This window comes from Nocardioides mangrovi, from assembly GCF_020073815.1.
GTDB classification, from domain to species: Bacteria; Actinomycetota; Actinomycetes; order Propionibacteriales; family Nocardioidaceae; genus Nocardioides; species Nocardioides mangrovi.
Genome location: NZ_JAIQZJ010000012.1, coordinates 64,039 through 78,498, shown reverse-complemented (window position 1 = coordinate 78,498; position 14,460 = coordinate 64,039). Strand labels below are relative to the sequence as shown.

Below are 14,460 nucleotides of genomic sequence, written 5' to 3'. Positions count from 1 at the left end.
AGGTTGGGTCAGCTGTTGGCCAGGAGTCCCCGCACCACGCGCAGCCCGACCGAGAGCCGGGCCAGGTCGGCCTGGTCGTCGGAGCAGATCTCCTCGAGCGTCCCGGCCGCGCGCGGCACGAGCACGTCGTCGGCGTCCTCCCAGGCGGCGATCCGCGCGGCCGCGGACTCGTCGGGCGAGGTCGTGGCGAGCACCAGCGCGGTGAGCTGCGCGTGCACGGCGTGCAGGTCGTCGCGCAGCGCGGCGCGGGCCATCGTCTGCCAGCGGTCGGCCCGCGGGAGGGCGAGGATCCGCTGCACCAGCCCGGGCAGGCCGAGCCGCTCGCCGAGGGCGAAGTGGACCCGGGCGACGACCGCGGGGTCGAGCTCCTCGCGGGTGGCGATCTCGATGATCCCGAGCAGCATGTAGGCCGGCGGCAGCACGGCCACCCGCGAGGCCAGGTCGTCCGGGACGCCACTCTGCTCGAGCGACTCGCGCCGGGCGGCGTACGCCGCGAGCTCGCGGCCGCTCATCAGCTCCGGCAGCTCGGCCATGGTGCGCTGCACGGCGTCGGCGAAGAGCTCGACGGTGCCGCCCGTGTCGAGCGGCGGCCGGCGGTTGTTGACCAGCCAGCGGGTCGCGCGCTCGACGAGCGTGCGCATCTCCAGGCGCATCCGGGTCTGGACCGCTGCGTCGAGCCGGTTGTCGTACGACGCGAGCTCCTTGCGCAGCGGCAGCGAGCCGAAGATCTCGCGGGCCACGAAGTTGGCGCGGGTGAGCTCGGCGGCGCTGGTGCCGGTCTCGCCCGAGAGCCGCGGCCAGAAGGTCAGGCCCGCGCCGTTGACCAGGTCGTTGACCACCTGGGTCACGATGATCTCCCGGCGCAGCGGGTGCTGCTCGACCTGCGCGCCGAAGCCCTCCTGCACCGGTCCGGGGAAGTAGGCCCGCAGGTCCAGGTCGAGGTAGGGGTCCTCCGGCAGGTCGGACTCCAGCAGCTCGTCGGCCAGCACGATCTTGGTCCACGACAGCAGCACGGCCAGCTCGGGAGCGCTCAGGCCCTCCCGGGCCTCGAGCCGGCGGCGTACCTCCGTGCGCGACGGGAGCCCCTCGAGCTCGCGGTCGAGGACGCCGTCGCGCTCGAGCCGGCGGATCCAGTCCTCGTAGACGTGCAGGAGTGACGCCGAGTGGTCGAGGGAGTTGGCCAGCGCGAGGTTCTGCTCGTAGTTGTCGCGCAGCACCAGACCGGCGATCTCGTCGGTCATCTCGGCGAGCAGGTGGTTGCGCTGCTTCTCGGTGAGGTCGCCGTCCTTGACCACGCGGTCGAGCAGGATCTTGAGGTTGACCTCGTGGTCGGAGGTGTCGACGCCGGCGGAGTTGTCGATGAAGTCGGTGTTGATCCGGCCGCCCGCACCACCGACGCCCTCGCGGGCGTACTCGATCCGGCCGAGCTGGGTCAGGCCGAGGTTGCCGCCCTCCCCCACGCACCGGGCGCGCAGGTCCTTGCCGTCGACCCGGATGCCGTCGTTGGCCTTGTCGCCCGCGTGGGCGTGGGTCTCGGTCGACGCCTTGACGTAGGTGCCGATGCCGCCGTTCCAGAGCAGGTCGACCGGCGCCTTCAGGATCGCGTTCATCAGCTCGGCGGGCGTCATGCTCTGGACCCCCGCGTCGATGCCGAGCACCCCACGCACCGCGTCGTTGAGCGGGATCTTCTTCAGGGCCCGCGAGTAGACGCCACCGCCCTCGGAGATGAGGGACGTGTCGTAGTCCTGCCAGCTCGACCGCGGCAGCGCGAACATCCGCTTGCGCTCGGCGTACGACGCGGCCGGGTCGGGCGTCGGGTCGAGGAAGATGTCGCGGTGGTCGAAGGCGGCCACCAGCCGGGTGTGCTCGGAGCAGAGCATGCCGTTGCCGAAGACGTCGCCGGACATGTCGCCGATGCCGACGCACGTGAAGTCCTCGGTCTGGCAGTCGATGCCTCGCTCGCGGAAGTGGCGCTGCACCGAGACCCAGGCACCGCGGGCGGTGATGCCCATCGCCTTGTGGTCGTAGCCGACCGAGCCCCCGCTGGCGAAGGCGTCGCCGAGCCAGAAGCCGTAGTCCTGCGAGACGCCGTTGGCGATGTCGGAGAAGGTCGCGGTGCCCTTGTCGGCGGCGACGACCAGGTAGGTGTCGTCGCCGTCGTGGCGCACCACGTCGCGCGGCGGCACGGTGGCGCCGTCGACGAGGTTGTCGGTGATGTCGAGCAGCCCGGAGATGAAGGTCGTGTAGCAGGCGATGCCCTCGGCCAGCCACGCCTCGCGGTCCACCGACGGGTCGGGCAGCTGCTTGCAGAAGAAGGCGCCCTTCGCGCCGACCGGCACGATCACGGTGTTCTTGACCATCTGCGCCTTGACCAGGCCGAGCACCTCGGTGCGGAAGTCGTCGCGGCGGTCGGACCAGCGCAGGCCGCCGCGCGCGACGGCACCGAAGCGCAGGTGGGAACCCTCGACGCGCGGCGAGTAGACGAAGATCTCGAAGCGCGGCCGCGGGGCCGGCAGGTCCGGGATCGCCGACGGCTCCAGCTTGAGCGAGATGTAGGGCCGCAGGCCGCCGTCCCGATCGGGCTGGAAGTAGTTGGTGCGCAGCGTCGCCCGCACGTGGGTCAGGTAGGAGCGCAGGATGCGGTCGTGGTCGAGGCTCGCCACGTCGTCGAGCGCCCGGGTGATCCGCTCGACGACCGTCTCCTCCGCGCTGCCGTCCTCGCCCCGCACGCGGGTCGGGTCGAAGCGGGTCTCGAAGAGCCGCACCAGCTGGCGGGTGATGTCGACGTTGCTGAGCAGCGCCTCCTCGATGTAGTCGAGGGCGAAGGGCGAGTTCCCCTGGCGCATGTACTTCGCGTACGCCCGGAGCAGGGTCGCCTGCCGCCACGAGAGCCCGGCGGCGAGCACCAGGCCGTTGAAGCCGTCGATCTCGTTGTAGCCGTCCCAGATCGCCCGGATCGCGTCCTGGAAGAGGTCGCGCGCCCCGTCCGGCAGCGCGACCGGGTAGCGCAGGCCGAACTCGTAGAGGTACGTCGTGCGCTCGAGCCCGGCCAGCTCGTAGGGTCGCTCGTCGACGACCTCGACACCCATCGAGGACAGCATCGGCAGCACGTGCGAGAGCGACAGCGGCGGGCCGACGCGGTAGACCTTGAGCCGCACCTCGCCGCGCCCGGCGTCGAGGTCCTCGTAGAGGGCGAGGTCGATGCCGGAGCCGTCCGGCCCGGTGGTGATCCCCTCGACGCGGCCGAGGTCGGAGGCCGCGCGCCGCGGGGAGAAGTCCTCCTTGTAGGCCTCGGGGAAGGACTCGAGGTAGCGCCGCGCGAGGGCGGCGCCCGCCTGCTCGCCGTACTCCGCGAAGACCGCGCTCACGAAGTCGTCGCGCCACGAGCGCGACGCCTCGGTGAGCCGGCGCTCGAGGTCGGCGGCATCGACGTCGTGGATGGTCGCGCCCTTGGGCGGGTGCACGACGAAGTGCACGCGCGCGGTCGTCGACTCGGTGAGGCGCACCGTGAACTCGACCGAGTCGCCGCCGAGGGAGTCCTTGAGGATCTCGGAGAAGCGCTCGCGGACGTTGGTGTTGTAGCGGTCGCGCGGCAGGTAGACGAGCACGGAGACGTAGCGCCCGTAGGTGTCGCGGCGGATGAAGAGCCGCAGCTGCCGGCGCTCCCGCGCGTGCATCGCGGCCTCCGCCATCGGCGCCAGCTCGTCGACGGTCGTGTGGAAGAGCTCGTCGCGCGGGTAGGTCTCGAGGGTGTCCATCAGCGCCTTGCCGTCGTGGCTCTGCGGCGCGAAGCCGATGCGCTTGAGGACAGCGGTCGCGCGGTCGCGCAGCATCGGGATCCGGGTCAGCGACTCGGTGTAGGCGGCGCTCGAGTAGAGCCCGAGGAAGCGCCGCTCGCCGACGACCTCGCCGTTCTCGAACTTCTTGATGCCGACGTAGTCGAGGTACGCCGGGCGGTGGACCGTCGAGCGTGAGTTGGCCTTGGTGAGCACCATGAGCGTCTTCTCGCGGGCCCGGCTGGCCGCGGCCGGCGGGAGCTTGCCCGACGTCGTGCCCATGTCCTGGTCGGCGCGCAGGATGCCCAGCCCGGTGCCGGGGACGCCGCGGAGGTACTCGCCGCCGTCGCGGTCCTCGAGGCTGTACTCGCGATAGCCCAGGAAGGTGAAGTGGTCCTCGGCCAGCCACTGGAGGAGGTCGCGCGACTGGTGCACCTCGTCGATCGGCACGCCGGCCGGCGGGTCGGTGCTCAGCTCGTGGACGATGTCGGCGACCTGGGCGTGCATCTTGGGCCAGTCCTCGACGGCCTCGCGGACGTCGCGGAGCACCCGCTGCACGGCGTCCTCGATCGCGGTGACGTCGGTGCCCTCGGGCAGCCGGTCGATCTCGACGTGCATCCACGACTCGCGCAGCACCTCGGCGTGCTCGTCCTCGCCGTCGGCGACCGGCCGCACCTCCTGGAGGGTGCCGGTGATGTCGCGGACCACGTCGAAGAGGGGGTGGATCACGACGTGCACGTCGTGCAGCAGCCGGGAGAGCTCCATCGTGAGCGAGTCGACGAGGAAGGGCATGTCGTCGACGACGACCTCGACGACGGTGTGGCCGTCGGCCGACCAGCCCTGGTCGGTCAGGCCGGGGGTGCTGACCCGGACCCGCGCGGTGCCCTGCGGACGCTGGCCGGCGAGCCGGTAGTGCGAGGCGAAGGCGCCGTACACGTCGACGTCGGAGCGGTCGGCGACGTCCTCGGCGGCCACGTGCCGGTAGTAGGCACGGACCAGGGCGTCGACGTGGTCGCGGGGTGGGCCACCGCTACCCCTGCCGCTGCGGGCCACCTCCACGGCAGCCGAGAGGAGTGCGGACAGGTCGGGCTCGTGCGTCGTCGTTGACACGTCTCCGACAGTAGGACCCGGTGCCGGTTACTCACCAGTCGGGGTGCCCGGCGAGTCCGGTCGCCGGTCAGAGCTCGCTGCGGAGGTCCCAGAGCAGCGGGTAGTACTGCAGCGGCAGCCGCGAGCGGAGGTACGTCGAGCCGCTCGACCCACCGGTGCCGGACTTGCTGCCGATCATCCGCTCGACCATCACCACGTGCCGCGCGCGCCAGCTCGCGGCGAGCTCGTCGTGCTGGAGCAGCGCCTCGGCGAGCGCCCACACCGCGGCGTGCTGGTCGCGGTCGTGGGCGACGGTCCGCATCGAGGCCGAGACCTCCTCGTCGCTTCCCGCGGGCAGGCCGACCGACCGCAGCACCGCGAGGAAGGCGTCCCACAGCGTCGGCTCCTCGAGCCGCTCGGCCAGCCGCTCCTCCTCGGCCTCCGTGAGGCCGCGGAAGCGGCGTACGTACGACGGGTCCTTCGCGCCGGAGAGGAACTCGAGCTCGCGGAACTGCACCGACTGGAAGCCGCTGGCCGGCGCGAGCCGCTGGCGGAACTCCAGGAAGTCCTGCGGGGTCATCGTCTCGAGCACGTCGACCTGCTGCACCAGCACCCGCTCGATCACGTGCACCCGCGCGAGGAGGTGCTGCGCCCACCACAGCCGCCCGCCCTCGGCGCCGGCGAGCATCGCGTCGCGGGCCGCGGTCACCTCGTGCAGCAGCTGCTTGAACCACAGCTCGTAGACCTGGTGGATGGTGATGAAGAGCAGCTCGTCGTGCGCGGGCGGGTCGGACTCGAGGTGCTGGGAGTCCAGCAGGTCCGGCAGCCGCAGGTACGAGCCGTAGGTGAGCTGCGCCCCCTGCTCGCCGAAGGACACGAAGCTCTCGGTGGTCTGGCCGTCATCGCCGCTCATGCGCCTGAGGGTACGGCTGCGTCCCGGGCTCGTCGTACCTGACGTAGGGGTCGCCGATCCGACGATTTCACGACCCGTTCGTCAGGTACGACGGGAGGGCGCCGCCCCGGCAGATCTCGATCCCGGCATGATGACCGCCATGAGGTTCCGACACGAGGTGACCTACGACGCCGCACCGGCCGACGTCTTCGCGATGCTCGCCGACCCGGCCTTCCGGGAGGCGGCCTGCGCCGCGCAGGACGTGATCTCCGCAGAGGTCGAGGTCGAGCGCACCGGCGAGGGCTTCACGCTCACCATCGACCAGCTGCAGCGCACCGACGACCTCCCGTCCTTCGCGCGCACCTTCGCCGGCGACTCGACCCGGGCGATCCAGCGCGAGGTGTGGACCGACCCGACCGGCGGCACCCTCGAGATCGACGCGCCCGGCAAGCCCTCGCAGGTGCGCGGGACGATCACGTTGGTCGACGGCGGCGGCACGACCACCGAGGTCGTCGAGCTCGACCTGAGGATCAAGGTGCCGCTGATCGGCGGCAAGCTGGAGAAGCTGCTGGCCGAGAAGATCACGGCCGGCATGGAGGCCGAGCACACCGTCGGCGTGACCTACCTGGAGGGACAGCGATGAGCACGGACTTCTGCCACACGATGACGTACGACGCCGCGCTGGCCGACGTCGGCGCGATGCTGGACGACCAGGCCTACCGCGAGGAGGTCATCGCGGCGCAGGGCGGGACGAAGAACGCCGTGACCTTCGAGCAGGACGGCGACACGGTCGTGGTCGTGCTCGACCAGGTGCAGCCGGCCAAGGGCCTGCCGAGCTTCGCGACGAAGTTCGTGGGCGACCAGATCAACATCGTCCAGCGCGAGGAGTGGACCGCCGCCGACCACGCCGAGCTCCACGTCACCATCCCCGGCAAGCCGGGCCAGATGGTCGGCAGCATCGAGCTCACCGAGGACGGCGGCACCACGACCGAGACGGTCGCGTGCGTCATCACCGTCGGTATCCCGCTGGTCGGCGGGAAGATCGAGAAGCTGATCGCCGACATGCTCCGCAAGGCGCTGGTCGCCGAGGAGAAGGTCGCGCGCGGCTACCTCTCCGCCTGAGCCTGCGCCTCTGCCTGAGCCTCTGTCTGAGCCTCTGCCTGGGCCTGGGCGCCCGCCTGCGCGGCCTCCTCGCGGGCGTCCTGCCGGCGCCGGAGCACGATCACGCCGCCGAGCACGACGAACGGGCCGAAGGCCAGGACCAGCGTCAGGGCCTGCTCGTAGGGGTGCAGCGCACCCATGTGGAGTGCGATCAGGTCGGGGTCCATGGCCTCAGCCCAGGTAGGGGTAGCGGTAGTCGGTCGGCGGGACGAACGTCTCCTTGATCGACCGCGGGCTGGTCCACCTGAGCAGGTTGACCGCGGCACCGGCCTTGTCGTTGGTGCCGGAGGCCCGGCCACCCCCGAACGGCTGCTGCCCGACGACCGCGCCGGTGGGCTTGTCGTTGATGTAGAAGTTGCCGGCGGCGAAGCGCAGCTCGTTCTGGGCCCACGCGATCGCGCGGCGGTCCTGGGCGATGATCGAGCCGGTCAGGGCGTACGGCGCGATCGACTCCATGCCGCGGACGACCTGCTCGAAGCGGGCGTCGTCGTAGACGTGGACGGCGAGGATCGGGCCGAAGTACTCGGTCGTGAACATCGCGTCGGTCGGGTCCTTGGACTCCACGACCGTCGGGTGCACGAAGTAGCCCACCGAGTCGTCGGTCTTGCCGCCGACGATGACGTCGAGCTTGGCCTGGCGCTTGGCGCGGGCGATCGCGGCCTTGTGCTTGGCGAAGGCCCGGTCGTCGATGACCGCGCCCATGAAGTTGGAGAAGTCGGTCGGGTCGCCGATGGTGATCGACTCGATCTCGGCGAGGAAGGAGTCCTTCATCTTCGCCCAGACCGACTTCGGCACGTACGCGCGGGAGGCGGCCGAGCACTTCTGGCCCTGGAACTCGAAGGCGCCGCGGATCATCGCGGTGCGCAGCACGTCGGGGTCGGCCGACGGGTGGGCGACGATGAAGTCCTTGCCGCCGGTCTCGCCGACGATCCGCGGGTAGGAGCGGTAGTGGGCGATGTTGGCGCCGACCTCGCTCCACAGGTGCTGGAAGGTCGGGGTCGAGCCGGTGAAGTGGATGCCGGCGAGGTCGGGCGAGGCCAGCGTGACCTTCGAGACCTCGATGCCGTCGCCGGGGAGCATGTTGATCACGCCCGGCGGCAGACCGGCCTCCTCGAGCAGCTCCATCGTCAGGGACGCGGCGAGCTGCTGGGTCGGCGAGGGCTTCCAGATGACGGTGTTGCCCATCAGCGCGGGGGCGGTCGGCAGGTTGCCGGCGATCGCGGTGAAGTTGAAGGGCGTGATCGCGTAGACGAAGCCCTCGAGCGGGCGGTGGTCGGTGCGGTTCCAGACGCCGGGGCTGTTGGCGATCGGCTGGTCGGCGAGGATCTCGCGGGCGTACTGGACGTTGAAGCGCCAGAAGTCGATGAGCTCGCAGGCGGCGTCGATCTCGGCCTGGAACGGCGTCTTCGACTGGCCCAGCACGGTGGCGGCGTTGAGGCGCTGGCGCCACGGGCCGGCGAGCAGGTCCGCGGCCTTGAGGATGATCGCGGCGCGGTCGTCGAAGGAGAGAGCACGCCACTCGGGCGCGGCGTCACCGGCAGCCTTGACCGCGGCGCGCGCGTCGGCCTGCGTGGACTGCTTGAAGGTGCCGAGCACGTGCTGGTGGTCGTGCGGCTGGACGACCTTGGTCTCCGCGCCGCCGCCGGCCTTCCAGCGGCCGTTGACGTAGCCGCGCAGCGTCTTCTGCCGCTTCTCGAGCACGGCGATCTCGGCGAGGAGGCTCTCGCGCTCGGGGGTGCCGGGTGCGTAGCTGAGGTTGGGCTCGTTCACCGGGGCGGGAGGAGAGGTCACGGCGTCCATGCCTGCGATGCTCTCACTCCCCTCCGGAGACCCCCAACACGGCGTCGATCTCCTGCACGCCGTACCACCCGAGGTCGTCGTCCGGGTCGGCGTCGACCGGGCGGTCCGCCTCGTCGGCGTGCAGCGCGGCCCACCGCTTGCGGGGTACGGCGTCGCCGGGCTGCGGCTCGCGGTCGAGCTCGGCCACCAGGACGACGCGACGGCCGGGCCCGTCGAGCAGCGCCGCGGACGCGTCGGCGGCGGTCATCAGCGCGGCGTACTCCTGCTCCTCGGAGTCGTCGACGGCGACGACGAGGTCGTCGGTCGCGACGACCGTCCCCTCGTCACGCGCGGCGGCCAGACCGGCGAGCGTCAGCGGCAGGTAGACCCGGCTCATGCGTCGTCCGGGGTCTTGCGCTTGCGCCGGCCGCGCGGCGCTCGGGTGCGGCCGCCGGTCGCGGAGTCGAGGAGCTCGTCGAGCGCCTCGCGCAGGCACGGGCCGAGCAGGTCGGCGTCGGGCAGCATGTCGCGGTCGGCGGTCAGGCCGTAGTAGACGCCGCCGTCGTACGACGTGACGCCGATCGTCAACGGGTGGCCCTCCAGCAGCGGCGGGACGGGGTAGGTCGCGACCATGCGCGCGCCCGCGGCGTAGAGCGGCGCCTGCGGGCCCGGCACGTTGGTGACGCAGAGCTGGTAGGCGCGGCGCTCGGCGGCGGCGATCCGCGAGCCCAGGGCGTGGAAGGTCGTCGGCGCGAAGCCCGCCATCGCCGCGAGTCGGCTGGCCGAGACGCCCCGGCCGGTCTCCTGGTGGGCGAGGAACGAGTAGGAGACCTGGTGCAGCCGGACCACCGGGCTGGCCTCCCAGATCGGGAGGTCGACGTAGTGGGCGGCGATCTGCGAGCCGAGGGCGGTCGCCTCCAGCTCGGCGTCGATGACCGACACCGGCGCGAGCACGCGGATCTGGCGGATCCCGCGCATCGACTCGCCACGGCTCATCAGCCACGCCCGCAGGCCGCCGGTGACGGTCGCCAGCACCACGTCGTTGACCGTGACGCCGTGCGCCTCCCGGATCTTGCGGTGGTCGGCGAGGTCGGTGCGGACCGTGACCACACGGCGCTGCTGGGAGAGCGGCCCGATGATCGGCGACTCGCCGCGCGGCCGGCGGTTGGCGAGGGCGTCGACCACGCGGCCGGTCGTGCGGGCGGTGCCGGCGACGCCGCGCAGGACCGTGCCGGCGGTGCTGCGAGCGGTGTCGGCCACGGTGCCGGGGTCGGTCACCGAGTCGCGGACCGCGCCCCCCATGAGGGCGAACGGCGACGGCCGCCGTCGCGGTCGCCAGTCGTCAGGCCCCAGCTGGCCGCGCTCCGGGGAGGTATCGAGCAGGACCTGGCCGATGTCGACGGTCTCGATGCCGTCGACGAGCACCTGGTGGGACTTGGAGAGCAGCGCGACCTGGCCGTCGGCCAGACCCTCGACGAAGTAGATCTCCCACAGCGGCCGGTTGCGGTCGAGCGGGCGCGACACGATCCGGGCGACCAGTTCGCGGAGCTGGTCGAGCGACCCGGGGCGCGGGAGCGCGGAGCGGCGTACGTGGTAGCCGAGGTCGAAGCTGTCGTCGTCGACCCAGACCGGGTTGGCCATCCGGCCGGGAACGGTCTGGATGCGCTGGCGGTAGCGGGGCACGAACGCGAGCCGGTCGGCCACGAGCTCGACCAGCCGGGCGTAGTCGAAGCCGGACGTGCCCGGGTCGAAGATCTCGACCGTCGCGTTGTGCATCGGCGAGGAGGTGGACTCCTCCGCCAGCAGGGCCACGTCACGCGGTCGCAGGCGCTCGTTCAACTGCTGCCCTTTCGTCGCATGCCTCTGGCTGGCCAGCCCCGGCGTACCGGGAGTTTGTCTGGCATGGGATTCTGACAGACGTCACTCGACGAGAAGGATGCACGATGCGCCGTACCCTCGCAGCCGTGGCCGCAGTCCTCGCCACGCTCACCCTCGTCAGCGCCTGCGGCGACGAGGACAAGCCCAGCTCCGGATCCAGCGACCCCAAGGTCATCGAGGTGACCTTCGACGGCGAGGACGTCACGCCCAACGGCGAGCGGGTCGAGGTGTCCACCGGGCAGCCCATCGAGCTCAAGATCGACGCGGACGTCGCCGGTGAGATCCACGTCCACTCCTCGCCGGAGCAGGAGCTGGAGTACCCCGCCGGACAGTCCACGCAGACGATCCAGGGCATCGACCAGCCCGGCACCGTCGACGTCGAGTCGCACCACCTGGACAAGGTGATCGTCCAGCTCGAGGTCAGCTGACCCGTGTCCGACGGGATCAACCTCGCCCACGGGATCGGCGGGGCCAAGGACCTGCCCATCTCGCCCGAGCTGGCGATCGCAGGTGCGACGGCCGCGCTGGTCGTCTCCTTCACCGTCCTCGCCGTCGCGTGGCGCAACCCGCGCTACGACGCCTCGACCAGCGGCCGCCCCGCCCCCTCGTGGCTGGCCGACATCGTCGACAGCACCTGGTGGCGGGTGCTGTGGCGGACCTTCGGGATGGTCCTCTTCCTCTACGTCGGCGCCGCCGCGATCCTCGGCAAGGACCTGGTCATCAACCCGGTCTTCGGCGTCTTCTACGTGTGGTGGTGGGTCGGCCTGGTGCCGCTCTCCCTCCTCCTCGGTCCGGTCTGGAAAGCGATCAGCCCGGTCCGCACGATCAACCTCGCCTTCGCGAAGGTCGCGGGCAGCGACCCGGAGCGCGGCGTCCTCACCTACCCCGAGCGGCTCGGCCACTGGCCGGCCGCGGTCGGACTCTTCGCCTTCGTCTGGCTCGAGCTGGTCTACCCCTACTCCACCGAGCTCGGCCCGGTGCGGCTGTGGTGCGCGGCGTACGTCGCGGTGATGCTGGTCGGCGGGGCGCTCTTCGGCAACGTCTTCTACGAGCGGTGCGACCCGTTCGAGGTCTACTCCACGCTCGCCTCGCGGATGTCGGCCTGGGGCCGGCGCGACGGGGTGCTGCTGATCCGCAGCCCGCTCGCCAACCTGGACGCGACGCCGGTCCGGCCGGGCCTGGTGGGCGTGGTCGCGGTGCTCTTCGGCAGCACCGCGTTCGACTCGTTCAAGGACTCGACCCACTGGGTGCAGTTCGTGCAGGGCAGCACCACCTCGGCGTACCTGCTCAACAACCTGGGCCTGCTCGCGTTCTGCGTCGGCGTCGGCCTCGTCTTCGCGGCGGGCACCATGCTGACCGGGCTCGGCGACGACCTCCAGCGCACCTCGCTGCCCAACCAGTTCGCCCACTCGGTGGTGCCGATCGTGATCGGCTACGTGGTCGCGCACTACCTGAGCTACCTCGTCGAGGTCGGACAGATCACGCTGGTCCAGCTCAGCGACCCCTTCAGCCGGGGGGACAACTTCCTCGGCACGGCCAACCTCACCCCGAGCTACTGGCTGAGCTACCACCCGACGCTGCTGGCCAACATCAAGGTGCTCGCGGTCGTCGCCGGCCACGTGCTCGGCGTGATCGCCGCCCACGACCGGGCGATCCGGATCCTGCCGAAGCGGCACCAGCTGACCGGTCAGCTGCCGCTGCTGGCCGCGATGATCGCCTTCACCGTCGGCGGCCTCTACCTGCTGTTCGCCGCCTGACCTCGTCGGCCCGGGGTCAGGCGGCCGCCTGGCCGCCGGCGCGGTGGCCGGCGAACCACGGCTCGCTCGCGGCCTGCGAGAGGTCCTCGTCGAGCAGGTCGCCGAGGACGAGCGCGGCGGCGCGGAGCATGGTCGCGCGGAAGACGTGACCGTGGCGGACGGCCTCGCTGGACACCGCGAGCACGCGGCTGACCATCCGCAGCGAGACCAGCCGGCCGGTGACGTTGGCGGCGGAGAAGAGCTCGCTGGCGAGCAGGTCCCAGTGGCTGAGGCGGCGGCCCATCCAGGCCGCGGTGACGGCGCTGCTGCGCTGGGCGTTGCCCATGAAGTGGCTCAGCGCGTGCAGGACGTCGAGCACCTCGACGTACGCCGGACCGAACCCGAGCTCCTCCTCGGGCCCGACCAGGGACCGCAGCGGCAGGAGCGTCTGCTCGTGGATGTCCGGGTGGACCCACTTCTCCAGGTGCATGACGGTGGCGACGTCGAGCAGCGCGTCGACGCCGTGGCGGTGGACGCGCTCGAGCTCGGGCATCCGGTCGACGTAGAAGCGGAGCAGCTCCTTGCGGACCCGGATCTGCGCGACCAGGACGTCGCTCGGCGCCCCGGCCGGGAGCACCGTCGGGCTCACCGGTCCGCGGATCGCCCCCAGCATGCCGAGCTCGACGCGCGACAGTCGCGGCAGGACGGCGGGCACGACGGACCCCAGCAGCGGCGACACGGAGTAGCTCCGCCGCCCTTGGGGATAGAGCAGGCGCGTCTCCATGTCGGAGGCGTCCGGCTCGAAGTCATCGAGATGCCACACGAGGTGAATTCGGCATCCGGAGCGCTGCCCTGAGGGATCTGCGGCGACCTTCCTGACAGAACCCTCACAGGTTTCTTCACGTCTTCCTCACACCCGGCCCTCCCCAGGGCTACACGGGCAGGGGCAGGAGCGCGTCGACGAGACGGGCCACGGCGCGGGTCAGCGGCGACTCGCCACCCTCGAGGAGGGTGCGTCCGGCGACCAGCGCCCGGTCGACCGCCGGCTGGTCGTCGGGCAGGAAGTGGACGGCCGAGGCGTGGGAGAAGCCCGAGAGCATCCCGACGATGTCGCGCTCGGTCCACCCCAGGGTGGGACGCATCCGGTTGACGACGACCTGGACCGGGTCCGGCCTGCGCTCGCGCAGCTCGACGAGCCCGCGGGCGAGCCGGGACAGCCCGACCGGGTCGGCGGAGCCGACCACCAGCACCTCGTCGGCGGTGTCGAGCGCGGCCAGGGTCAGGTGGTTGCGGCTCGGTCGGCCGCCCAGCTCGGCGGCCGGCCCCTCCTCGAGGCTGAAGCCGGTGTCGACGACGACCTCGGCCTGCTCGCCCGCGACCTCCAGCAGCTCCTCGAGCGCCCCGTGGCGCACCTCGACCCACCGGTCGCCGCGCGGCAGGCCGGTGACGACGCTCAGGTGTCCGTCGATCCCGCGCTGGACCGATCCGAAGCGGGCGGCGAGCTGCCCGCCCGTGGCCAGCCGGGCGGCCGAGAGCAGCCCGGAGACCTCGTCGAGGATGCCCAACTGCTGGGCGAGCGCGCCGCCGTAGGGGTCGGCGTCGACCAGGACGGTACGGCGACGCCGGCGGGCAAGCTCGGAGGCGACCGCGGTCGCGACGGTGGAGCGCCCCGGAGCGCCACCCGGCCCCCAGACGGCGACCACCCGGCCGGGCGTCGACGCGGCCGGCGGGACGGCGCCGTCCGGTGGTCGCGACGGCGGCGGGGTGCGGGGCTGGGTCGGACGCGGCTCGGCCGCGCAGACGGCGTCGGGCAGGGTGCCGAGGAGGTCCTCGGTCACCACGATCGGGATGCCGACGCGGCCGGCCCGGAGCCGGCCGCCGTCGAGGGTCGCGGCGGCCGGGGTGATCGCCACGGCGCGCACGCCGTGCACGCGGAGGTGGTCGACCGCGGCCCGGTCGAGGCCGGGTGCGTCGAGGCCGACGACGGCGACGTCGGCCTGGCCGGCGCTGGCGGCGGCGAGCAGGTCGTCGACGTCCACGCACCGGCGCAGCACCACGATCCGCGGGTGGTCGCCGAGCAGCCGGAGCGCCTCGGGCTCCCAGGCGGCACCCGACGCGACGATCAGGACCACGACGCGGTCGGCCATGA

General features: G+C 72.0%; 12 protein-coding genes. 4 read left to right on the top strand and 8 right to left on the bottom strand.

The genetic code is table 11. The features are described from left to right. Nucleotides 1–8 precede the first annotated feature (8 nt). Nucleotides 9–4,886, bottom strand: coding sequence for an NAD-glutamate dehydrogenase (locus K8U61_RS18275; RefSeq protein ID WP_224124487.1), 4,878 nt, complete (start codon nt 4,884–4,886; stop codon nt 9–11). Between the two features lie 67 nt (nt 4,887–4,953). Then, entirely contained in the window at nt 4,954–5,778 is an 825-nt protein-coding gene (locus K8U61_RS18270) for a tryptophan 2,3-dioxygenase family protein (RefSeq protein ID WP_224124486.1), read from the bottom strand. Between the two features lie 139 nt (nt 5,779–5,917). Here K8U61_RS18270 and K8U61_RS18265 point away from each other — a divergent pair, with 139 nt between their 5' ends. Continuing rightward, nucleotides 5,918–6,400 (top strand): DUF2505 domain-containing protein, encoded by a 483-nt coding sequence (locus K8U61_RS18265; protein WP_224124485.1) that lies wholly within the window; start codon nt 5,918–5,920, stop codon nt 6,398–6,400. Then, complete coding sequence (locus K8U61_RS18260; protein ID WP_224124484.1) at nt 6,397–6,879, top strand: DUF2505 domain-containing protein; 483 nt, start codon at nt 6,397–6,399, stop codon at nt 6,877–6,879. The genes K8U61_RS18265 and K8U61_RS18260 overlap by 4 nt, the downstream gene beginning before the upstream one ends. On the opposite strand, the gene K8U61_RS18255 is transcribed toward K8U61_RS18260, so the two are convergent. Genes K8U61_RS18255 through K8U61_RS18240 form a run of 4 tightly spaced genes read right to left on the bottom strand, consistent with a single transcriptional unit; the run spans nt 6,864 to nt 10,536 of the window. Continuing rightward, complete coding sequence (locus K8U61_RS18255) at nt 6,864–7,085, bottom strand: hypothetical protein (RefSeq protein ID WP_224124483.1); 222 nt, start codon at nt 7,083–7,085, stop codon at nt 6,864–6,866. The two genes, K8U61_RS18260 and K8U61_RS18255, sit on opposite strands and share 16 nt — an antisense overlap. Before the next feature lie 4 nt (nt 7,086–7,089). After that, complete coding sequence (gene pruA, locus K8U61_RS18250; protein WP_224124482.1) at nt 7,090–8,718, bottom strand: L-glutamate gamma-semialdehyde dehydrogenase; 1,629 nt, start codon at nt 8,716–8,718, stop codon at nt 7,090–7,092. Nucleotides 8,719–8,731: 13 nt separating this feature from the next. After that, nucleotides 8,732–9,094 carry a DUF6912 family protein gene (locus tag K8U61_RS18245; RefSeq protein ID WP_224124481.1) on the bottom strand — a complete coding sequence of 121 codons (363 nt, stop codon included), beginning with the start codon at nt 9,092–9,094 and terminating at the stop codon, nt 8,732–8,734. Beyond that, on the bottom strand, nt 9,091–10,536 hold the full coding sequence (locus K8U61_RS18240; RefSeq protein WP_224124480.1) for a WS/DGAT/MGAT family O-acyltransferase: 1,446 nt from the start codon (nt 10,534–10,536) through the stop codon (nt 9,091–9,093). The genes K8U61_RS18245 and K8U61_RS18240 overlap by 4 nt, the downstream gene beginning before the upstream one ends. Before the next feature lie 125 nt (nt 10,537–10,661). On the opposite strand from K8U61_RS18240, the gene K8U61_RS18235 reads away from it, so the two are divergent. Together K8U61_RS18235 and K8U61_RS18230 are read left to right on the top strand one after the other, a co-directional pair. Next, nucleotides 10,662–11,003, top strand: a complete 342-nt coding sequence (locus K8U61_RS18235) for a hypothetical protein (protein WP_224124479.1) — start codon at nt 10,662–10,664, stop codon at nt 11,001–11,003. A 3-nt stretch (nt 11,004–11,006) separates the two neighbouring features. Further along, entirely contained in the window at nt 11,007–12,332 is a 1,326-nt protein-coding gene (locus K8U61_RS18230; RefSeq protein WP_224124478.1) for a hypothetical protein, read from the top strand. 16 nt (nt 12,333–12,348) lie between these two features. Here K8U61_RS18230 and K8U61_RS18225 read toward each other — a convergent pair whose 3' ends face one another. Both K8U61_RS18225 and K8U61_RS18220 read right to left on the bottom strand, forming a co-directional pair. Continuing rightward, a complete protein-coding gene (locus K8U61_RS18225) occupies nt 12,349–13,134 on the bottom strand; it encodes a hypothetical protein (RefSeq protein ID WP_224124477.1) in 786 nt (261 codons plus the stop codon). A 109-nt stretch (nt 13,135–13,243) separates the two neighbouring features. After that, nucleotides 13,244–14,458, bottom strand: coding sequence for a CpaE/TadZ family protein (locus K8U61_RS18220; protein WP_224124476.1), 1,215 nt, complete (start codon nt 14,456–14,458; stop codon nt 13,244–13,246). Nucleotides 14,459–14,460: the final 2 nt, after the last annotated feature.